The sequence below is a fragment of the Micromonospora sp. NPDC004336 genome (assembly GCF_053602615.1).
Window position 1 is genome coordinate 1 of the sequence record NZ_JBSGDY010000249.1, and the last position, 6,667, is coordinate 6,667.

Here is a 6,667-nt window from a genome sequence, read left to right on the forward strand (position 1 = left end):
GGCGCCGGCGGGCCGTGCGCCGGCGGCCCTGGCTGGCGGCGACGGTGGCGCTGGCCACGGCCGTGCTGACGCCGCTGCCCAGCGTGGCAGGGTTGATCTTCACCGACCAGGTCGACAACGCCGCCACCGGCGGAGGCGTCTTCCCCCGCTACGACGCCTACCTGGCGCTGGCCGGCGTGGTCGGCGCGGGGCTGCTCGCCGGCGGGCTGCGGCTGCCGGTGTGGCGCCGGTACGCGGGCGCGCTGGGCGCGGCGCTGGCCTTCGCCGCCGGCTTCCACCTCTGGTTCACCCTCCAGGGCAGCGACCCGCGCTACTACTACGGCAAGACGCTGCACCTGCTGCTGGTGATCCTCTTCGTGGGGGTGGGCGCGGTGTTCCTGCTGCGGCCGGTCCCGTGGCGCGCCCGGCGGCACCCGGGCCGGGCCGGCCCGGTGGCCCGCTCGCTGGTCGCGCTGTCGCTGGTGGCGGCGACGGCCGGGGCGGCCGGCCTGGCGCGCGGCGGCGGGATCTTCGCCCAGCCGTTCGGCGCCCGCAGCACCACCTGGGCGGCGGCCTGGTGGTCGGGGCTGCTGGACCGGCCCCGGCAGGCCGACGTGACCGTGCGGGCGCTGGCCCACGCGCCGGTACGCGCCGGCGCGGTCACCGTCGTCGTCAGCGAGCACCGGCGGGAGGGCTACCTGGAGACACTCTTCCTCGCCACCCTCCAGGGCACCCACGGCGACTCCGCGCCCGCGTTCTACAACCTGCCGCTGGCCGAGCCGGCCCGCTCGGCGGCGCTGGTGGAACGGGAGCGGCGGCCGATCCGCTTCCTCGCCACCGGGCCGCAGGCGGCGGCGGTCGTCACGCGGCTCCTCGCGGAACGCCCCGAGCTGCGCCCCCGCGTCACCCTCGAACTCCTGCCCTGACGACGTACGGCAGTGCCGACCACGAAGGACGGTGCAGCGGGCCGGGTGATCGGGATACTGGTCGGGTGGCGGAGGAGCAGGTTAACGAGTCGACCCGGTGGACGATTCACGGCGAGCGGGTGGTGGACGGCAGCCGCCGGGCGCGGTTGAGCATCGCCGACGTCGAACTGCCGGACGGCGTCAGGTTCGAGCAGTACGTGATCCGGGCACCCCGGTCGGCGATGGTCGCCGTGCTCGACGAGCAGGAGCGTCTGCTGCTGATGCGCCGGCATCGGTTCGTGTTCGACCGGTGGGTCTGGGAGTTGCCGGGTGGCTATGTCGACGAGGGTGAACAGCCGGCGGCGTGCGCGATCCGGGAGGTCGAGGAGGAGACCGGTTGGCGTCCGGTTGCCGTGGAACCGTTGCTGTCGTTCCAACCGTGGGTGGCCACGGCGGACGCGGAGAACCTGCTGTTCCTGGCCCGCGACGCGGTGCACGTCGGCGCTCCGGTGGATGTCAACGAGGCCGAGCGGGTGGCCTGGATCCCGTTGGAGGAGACGCGGGATCTGGTGTCCCGGGGTGAGATCGTGGGTGCCGGCACGGTGATGGCGGTGTTGGAGCTGGTCGCGCGCAAAGCTCGGGGTGAGCTGTGATCAGCGACGATGGCCAAGGACCACGTCGACGCGGGTGACGAAGTGCCGTACCGCCGGCAGGCGACGATGCGTCGTGAGCTGGGTTTGCAGGTCGCGCAGGTAGCGCACGGCCCGGGCCGACCGTAGCTGCGAGGTCAGGATGAGGGCCTCGGTTCCGATGGCGCTGGCGCGTTCCGGCTCACCCTGTTGAGCGTGGATAGAGGCGAGAAGGGCCAGGTTGAAGGCTTTGCCACGTACGTAGCGCTCGTCCATGCGCAGGGAGCGGGCGGCGAAACGTTCGGCTCGGTGATGTTGGCCGAGGGCGTGGAAGCAGTGGCCGAACTTGGCGGACAGGTACGCCTCGTCGAAGTAGCCGAGCCATTGTGGATCGCTGCTGCGGTCTGCTCGGTCGAGGGCTTGTTCTGCCTGGTGCAGTGCGTTGGCGCAGGCGCGCTCGTCGCGGTGGGTGGCGTGGGCGTGGGCCTCCATGACCAGTGCCTCGGCTGCCAGCACGGTGAGGCCTGCGCGGTGTGCCGTCTGTCGGGCGGCCCGGGCGAGGTCAACACCGGCAGCGGTGTGGCCGAGGTAGGTTGCTTGGTGGCTCATGGCGGCGAGGATCTCGGCACCCAAGCCGACGCTGTCGGTGGCCCGGGCGAGGTCGAGAGCGTGGGTGAGGTAGCGCTGGGCGAGGCCGTGTTCGGCCATGTCGTATGCCTGCCAGCCGGCGAGTTGGGCCAGTTCGACGACGGCGGCGAGCAGTCTGCGGCCAGTCGCCGGGTCGTAACGGCCCTCGGTCACCAGGGGCGTCACCTCATGCTTGAGATAGCGGGCAACGGTGTCGCGGGCGTGGCCGCCGCCGTATTGGTTGTCGAGTCGCCGGTAGGTGGTGGCCATCTCCTGGATGGTCTCGATGTCGGGTCGACCGACCGTTCGTCGGCCGTCCTGCGCGACGTGTTGTGGGGTGGGGGCGGTGAACCACCGTAGGGCCGGAAGGGTGTAGCCGCCGGCGCTGAAAACTGCCTGACGGAGCATGTCTCGACGGTTCACGTCGCCTTCCCACAGTTGTATGGCGGCGCGGATGTCCTCGCGCCAGGACCGGTTGACCGGCACGTCACTCTCTCGACCCTTGGGGCGAACGGCCATGTCCCGGTGACATGAACGTTGGCGGGGCGCAAGGCCGAGCGCCATCCGAGCCTCGTCGGGCATGCCGCAACCCTCGGCGATCCGCTCCAGCACATCAATGGAGGTGACCTTTCGTCCGGCGATGATCCGACTGACGTAGCCCTGTTCCAGGCCGACGGCGGCTCCGATACGCGTCTGGCTCGCCCCGGTGTGCCGGCCGAGGAGCCGGAACAGGATGCCGATGTCGCGGCCCTGTAGGGCGATACGGATGTCCTCGCGCGCCCAGAGATCGTCGGGAATTCGAAGGTGATCGAGTGACACAGCGGCCCCCAGTGTCATCGAATGGCTACTCGCGGTGCTTGTCCTGGAGCTTAGAGCTGATGTCCATGCAGACTGGTCCCGCTCATGTCACCGTGACATGGCCATCCGACATGGCTGCCCGGCCGCGTCATCGGGATCGTCTCGGACATGTTCTTCGACCCCGAAGACCCCACGAGCGAGCCGGCCTGCGGCTGCCGTCGCGGGCGGATGTGGCGCATGTCCCGCGCATGGCGGAAGAGCCGGCACCCGCAGCCACAGTCCCTCGACGAAATGATCGCAGGCGCCCGCCATGGCGCGAGCGCCCTCATCGAGTACGCCCAGGCTCAGGTCGATGCCGCCGACGCGATCCTTACCCGTCACGACGAGGTGGGGCTGGGCCTGTGCCGGTGCGGCCGACCGCACCCCTGCCCCGAGCGGCGACAATGGATCGGATTGCGGGCGCACTACGTACCCTTGCTCAAGGGTCCACCATGACCGCCCACGGCCCGGTGCTGCCGATCTGGAGCTGCGGCGGGTGCGGCGCGCCCTGGCCCTGCCGGACCCGCCGGCAGGAGTTGCGGGCGGAGTTCGCGGACGCGCCGATGTCGCTGGCGCTCCACATGGGCGCGCAGTTCGTCCGTGCCGCAGAGGATCTGACCTGGGCACCGGCCGGCACGCTGCACCGGCGCTTCCTGGGCTGGCTGCGGTGAGCATCCTGCGGGCCGGCGACGAGAAGTTCCACTACAGCGACGGCTCCCACAAGTGGATCCCGCCGGACCCGGACTACGACCAGGAGGTCTGGGACGAGCAGGTCCGCCAGCACAAGCTGGGCCACCTGCGCAACGAGCAGCCCCGGGTGCGTGTCCGACGCCTGGTCTGAGCCCGGCGGGTCAGGCCGGCGCGGCGGCGAGGGCGGCCAGCACCGCGTCGACCACCCGGCCGCGGCCCAGGCCGTCCACGGTGGACCAGGCGCGGGCGGCGAGGGTGGCCCGGCGTTCGGGGGAGGCGAGCAGCCCGGTGAGGGTGCGGGCGGCGGCGGCCCGCGCCGCCCGCCCCGGCATCCCGGGGGCGGCCAGCTCCGGCAGCTCGCCGAGGCCGGCGACGAGGCCGGCCTCGACCACCCGGCGGTACGACTCGCGCTGGTTGTCCACCACGCAGACCAGGGCCGACGGCGCGCCGAGGCAGCACAGTTCCCAGGTCGAGGTGCCGGCGGCGCTGACCACCAGGTCTGCCGCGCCGATCAGCGCGGGCAGCTCGTCGGTGGGCGGCACCGGGCGCAGCGACTGCCCGCGCCCCGGCGGCACGGCCGCCAGTTCCGCCTCCACCTCGGGGCGGCCGACGACGACGGTGAGGTCCATCGGGTGCCCGGTGGCCAGCAGCACCCGGGCCAGCACCGGGGCCGCGCCGACCGCGTCGGTGCCGCCGAAGAACGCCAGCACCCGGGGCCGCCCCACCGCCGTCGCGGGCCGGGGCGCCGCCGGCCGGGCGGCCACCACCGAGTCCCGCAGCAGGGCGTACGCGCTGCCGGCGAGCAGCCGCCCGGCCGGCGCGGCGGTCGACGCGCCGAAGTTCTGGTCGAGGTAGAGGTCGGCGTCCTGCCCCCGGGTGTCGCCGTCGACGACGGCCAGGGTCAGCACGCCCGCCGCCCGCAGCGCGCCCGCCCCGGCCGGGTCCAGCTCGTAGGAGTCGAGCACCGCCACGTCCAGCGCGTGCCGGCGCGCGGTCTCGACCAGCTCCCGTGGGGTCTGCGGGCCGGGGCGCAGCGGGATGCCGCGGGCGGCCAGTTGCGCGCCCGCCCAGCCGACCCGCTCGACGGTGCCGAACACCTCGACCGTGGCCCCCCGGGCGAGGAACTCCTCGCCGAGGGCGAGGCAGCGGACGAGGTGGCCGACGCCGCGCCGTGGCCCGGCGTCGCAGCGCAGTCCGACGCGTACGGTGCTCAGGACTCCTCCAGCCGCTTCTGTCGTACGCCGGCGTTGATGGTGCGCAGCGCCGGTTGCCCGTCGAGCCAGTCGGCGAGCCTGGCCAGCGGCACGCTGACGTCCCCGAAATGGTCGGTCACCGCCCGCACCAGGGTCCAGTCCACCTCGGTGTCGAGGGTGAGCCGCAGGTCCGACCGGTCCGGGGTGAGCGTCACCCCGAGCACCCGGAACAGCTCCGGGCGGGAGTACGCGTACGAGGTCACGTGCACCCGGTGGTGGTCGGTGGCGAGCCGGTCCAGCGTCCGCAGCGTCTCGGCCCGGACGATTTCGACGTCCAGGCCCCGGGGGAGGGTGCGGGCGATGGACGTGCTGGCGTAGTCGAGGCCGGGCAGCGCGCGCCAGACCGCCGCGACCAGCGCGACGATCTCGGGGTCGAGCAGCGGGCAGTCGGCGGTGAAGCGCATCACCGCGTCGCCGGGGTGGGCGTCCAGCGCGCCGACGAAGCGGGTGAGCACGTCGTCGACGGGGCCCCGGTGCCACGCCACGCCCAGCCGGTCGCACTCGGCCACCACGGCGTCGTCGGCGGGCTCGGTGCTGGTGGCGACCACCAGGTCGGCGAGTACGCCGCTCTCCCGCGCGGCCCGCACCACCCGCCCGAGGACGCTGCGCCCGGCCAGCGGGCGCAGCACCTTGCCGGGCAGCCGCGACGAACCCATCCGCGCCTGCACCACCCCGACGATCCGGTGGCCGGCGCCGGCCGGTGTGCCGGTCACCGGGTCTCCTCCGGCTTCGGGGCGAGGGCCTGCCGGGCCCGCCGCCTCGCCGCCCGGGCGCCCCGCTTGGCGATCCGCGCCGGGGCGATGGCCAGCCGGCCCACCCGGTAGCTCAGCGAGCCGCTGAGCAGGTTGATCGTCGCGTCGGCGCGGCGCAGCGCCCGCTCGCGGGAGGTGAGCAGCTCCTCGGTCCACTTCAGCAGCGCGGCCAGCCGGGTCAGCTCGTCGCGCTGGCGCAGCCACGCCTCCCGTAGCTGCTGGTAGCTGCGGCTGCCCCGGGGCGGGTCGGTGGGCTCGACGGCGCGCAGCTCGGTGGCGAGGGCGACCCGCCCGTCGGCGTCCAGCCCGTGCAGGGCGGCGGCGATCGCCGCCTCGGCCTCCACGGCGGCGGCGACGGTCGGCCGGTCCAGGTCGTGGCCGGCGACCCCGCCGAGCACCACGGTCAGGCCCGCCACGTCGAGGGTGGAGGTCCACGGGTGGGCGTACCCGCCGGTGAGCAGCTCGGCCGCGAAGCGCCACAGGCCCCGGGCGAGCACCACGTCGACGGCGAGCGGTTCGGCGGCCCGCCAGCTCGGGTCGAGCACGGCGTAGGCGTCCCCGGCCACGACGACGTTGTCCACGCTGGCCAGCCCGTGCGGGCCGGCGAGCCGGCCGTCGGCGTCGACCTGCCCGGCGAGCCAGCGGGCGTACCCGCGCAGCAGCCGGCGCAGCGTGTCGGTGTCCCGCCGCAGGCAGCCGTCGAGCAGCAGGGTGCGCAGCAGCCGGCCCCGCGGCACCGGCCCGGCGAGTGCCCCCGGGTCCCGGTACGCGGCCAGCCGGCTGGCGAACGGCGCCGCCGCCCCGCCGCGTACCTCCGGCGTCCCGGCCCGCCACCGCCAGCCGTCGGGGCCGTCGACCACCTCGACCACGCCGGCGCCGGGCGGACGCTCGCCACCATCCTGATCACGCCGGCCACGCCGGCGGCGGCCTGCGCGTGACCCATGTTCGACTTGACCGAGCCCAGCAGTAGCGGGCCCGCGTCGCCCCAGTCCTGC

General features: G+C 74.3%; 7 protein-coding genes and 3 pseudogenes. 5 read left to right on the forward strand and 5 right to left on the reverse strand.

Annotated elements, in window-relative coordinates; all coding sequences use genetic code 11:
• Nucleotides 1-905, forward strand: a pseudogene (locus ACWENR_RS28835) (hypothetical protein); the annotation flags it as partial.
• Between the two features lie 65 nt (nt 906-970).
• On the forward strand, nt 971-1,537 hold the full coding sequence (locus tag ACWENR_RS28840) for an NUDIX hydrolase (RefSeq protein ID WP_452280103.1): 567 nt from the start codon (nt 971-973) through the stop codon (nt 1,535-1,537).
• On the opposite strand, the gene ACWENR_RS28845 is transcribed toward ACWENR_RS28840, so the two are convergent.
• Nucleotides 1,538-2,959, reverse strand: coding sequence for a helix-turn-helix domain-containing protein (locus ACWENR_RS28845; protein ID WP_452280104.1), 1,422 nt, complete (start codon nt 2,957-2,959; stop codon nt 1,538-1,540). It abuts the gene before it with no gap.
• 147 nt (nt 2,960-3,106) lie between these two features.
• Here ACWENR_RS28845 and ACWENR_RS28850 point away from each other — a divergent pair, with 147 nt between their 5' ends.
• From ACWENR_RS28850 to ACWENR_RS28860, 3 genes are read left to right on the forward strand one after another with little or no spacing between them, the layout of a single operon-like run.
• On the forward strand, nt 3,107-3,433 hold the full coding sequence (locus tag ACWENR_RS28850; protein ID WP_452280105.1) for a hypothetical protein: 327 nt from the start codon (nt 3,107-3,109) through the stop codon (nt 3,431-3,433).
• Nucleotides 3,430-3,648: a hypothetical protein gene (locus tag ACWENR_RS28855; protein WP_452280106.1), complete on the forward strand. Its 219-nt coding sequence runs from the start codon at nt 3,430-3,432 to the stop codon at nt 3,646-3,648. The genes ACWENR_RS28850 and ACWENR_RS28855 overlap by 4 nt, the downstream gene beginning before the upstream one ends.
• Nucleotides 3,645-3,818: a hypothetical protein gene (locus tag ACWENR_RS28860; protein WP_452280107.1), complete on the forward strand. Its 174-nt coding sequence runs from the start codon at nt 3,645-3,647 to the stop codon at nt 3,816-3,818. Before ACWENR_RS28855 ends, ACWENR_RS28860 begins: the two co-directional genes overlap by 4 nt.
• Nucleotides 3,819-3,828: 10 nt before the next feature.
• Here the strand turns inward: ACWENR_RS28860 and ACWENR_RS28865 are convergent, their stop codons facing one another.
• From ACWENR_RS28865 to ACWENR_RS28880, 4 genes and pseudogenes are all read right to left on the reverse strand, one after another.
• Nucleotides 3,829-4,881 (reverse strand): PseG/SpsG family protein, encoded by a 1,053-nt coding sequence (locus tag ACWENR_RS28865; protein WP_452280109.1) that lies wholly within the window; start codon nt 4,879-4,881, stop codon nt 3,829-3,831.
• On the reverse strand, nt 4,878-5,633 hold the full coding sequence (locus tag ACWENR_RS28870) for a cytidylyltransferase domain-containing protein (protein ID WP_452280108.1): 756 nt from the start codon (nt 5,631-5,633) through the stop codon (nt 4,878-4,880). The genes ACWENR_RS28865 and ACWENR_RS28870 overlap by 4 nt, the downstream gene beginning before the upstream one ends.
• Nucleotides 5,630-6,556: pseudogene (locus ACWENR_RS28875) on the reverse strand (class I SAM-dependent methyltransferase); the annotation flags it as partial. The pseudogene ACWENR_RS28875 and the gene ACWENR_RS28870, both read right to left, overlap by 4 nt.
• Nucleotides 6,553-6,667: pseudogene (locus ACWENR_RS28880) on the reverse strand (hypothetical protein); the annotation flags it as partial. The pseudogenes ACWENR_RS28880 and ACWENR_RS28875, both read right to left, overlap by 4 nt.

What these genes read in the sequence shown, in the direction of transcription:
- ACWENR_RS28850 (WP_452280105.1), top strand. Translation starts at nt 3,107, where the DNA reads ATGTTCTTCGACCCCGAAGACCCCACGAGCGAGCCGGCCTGCGGCTGC.
- ACWENR_RS28855 (WP_452280106.1), top strand. Translation starts at nt 3,430, where the DNA reads ATGACCGCCCACGGCCCGGTGCTGCCGATCTGGAGCTGCGGCGGGTGC.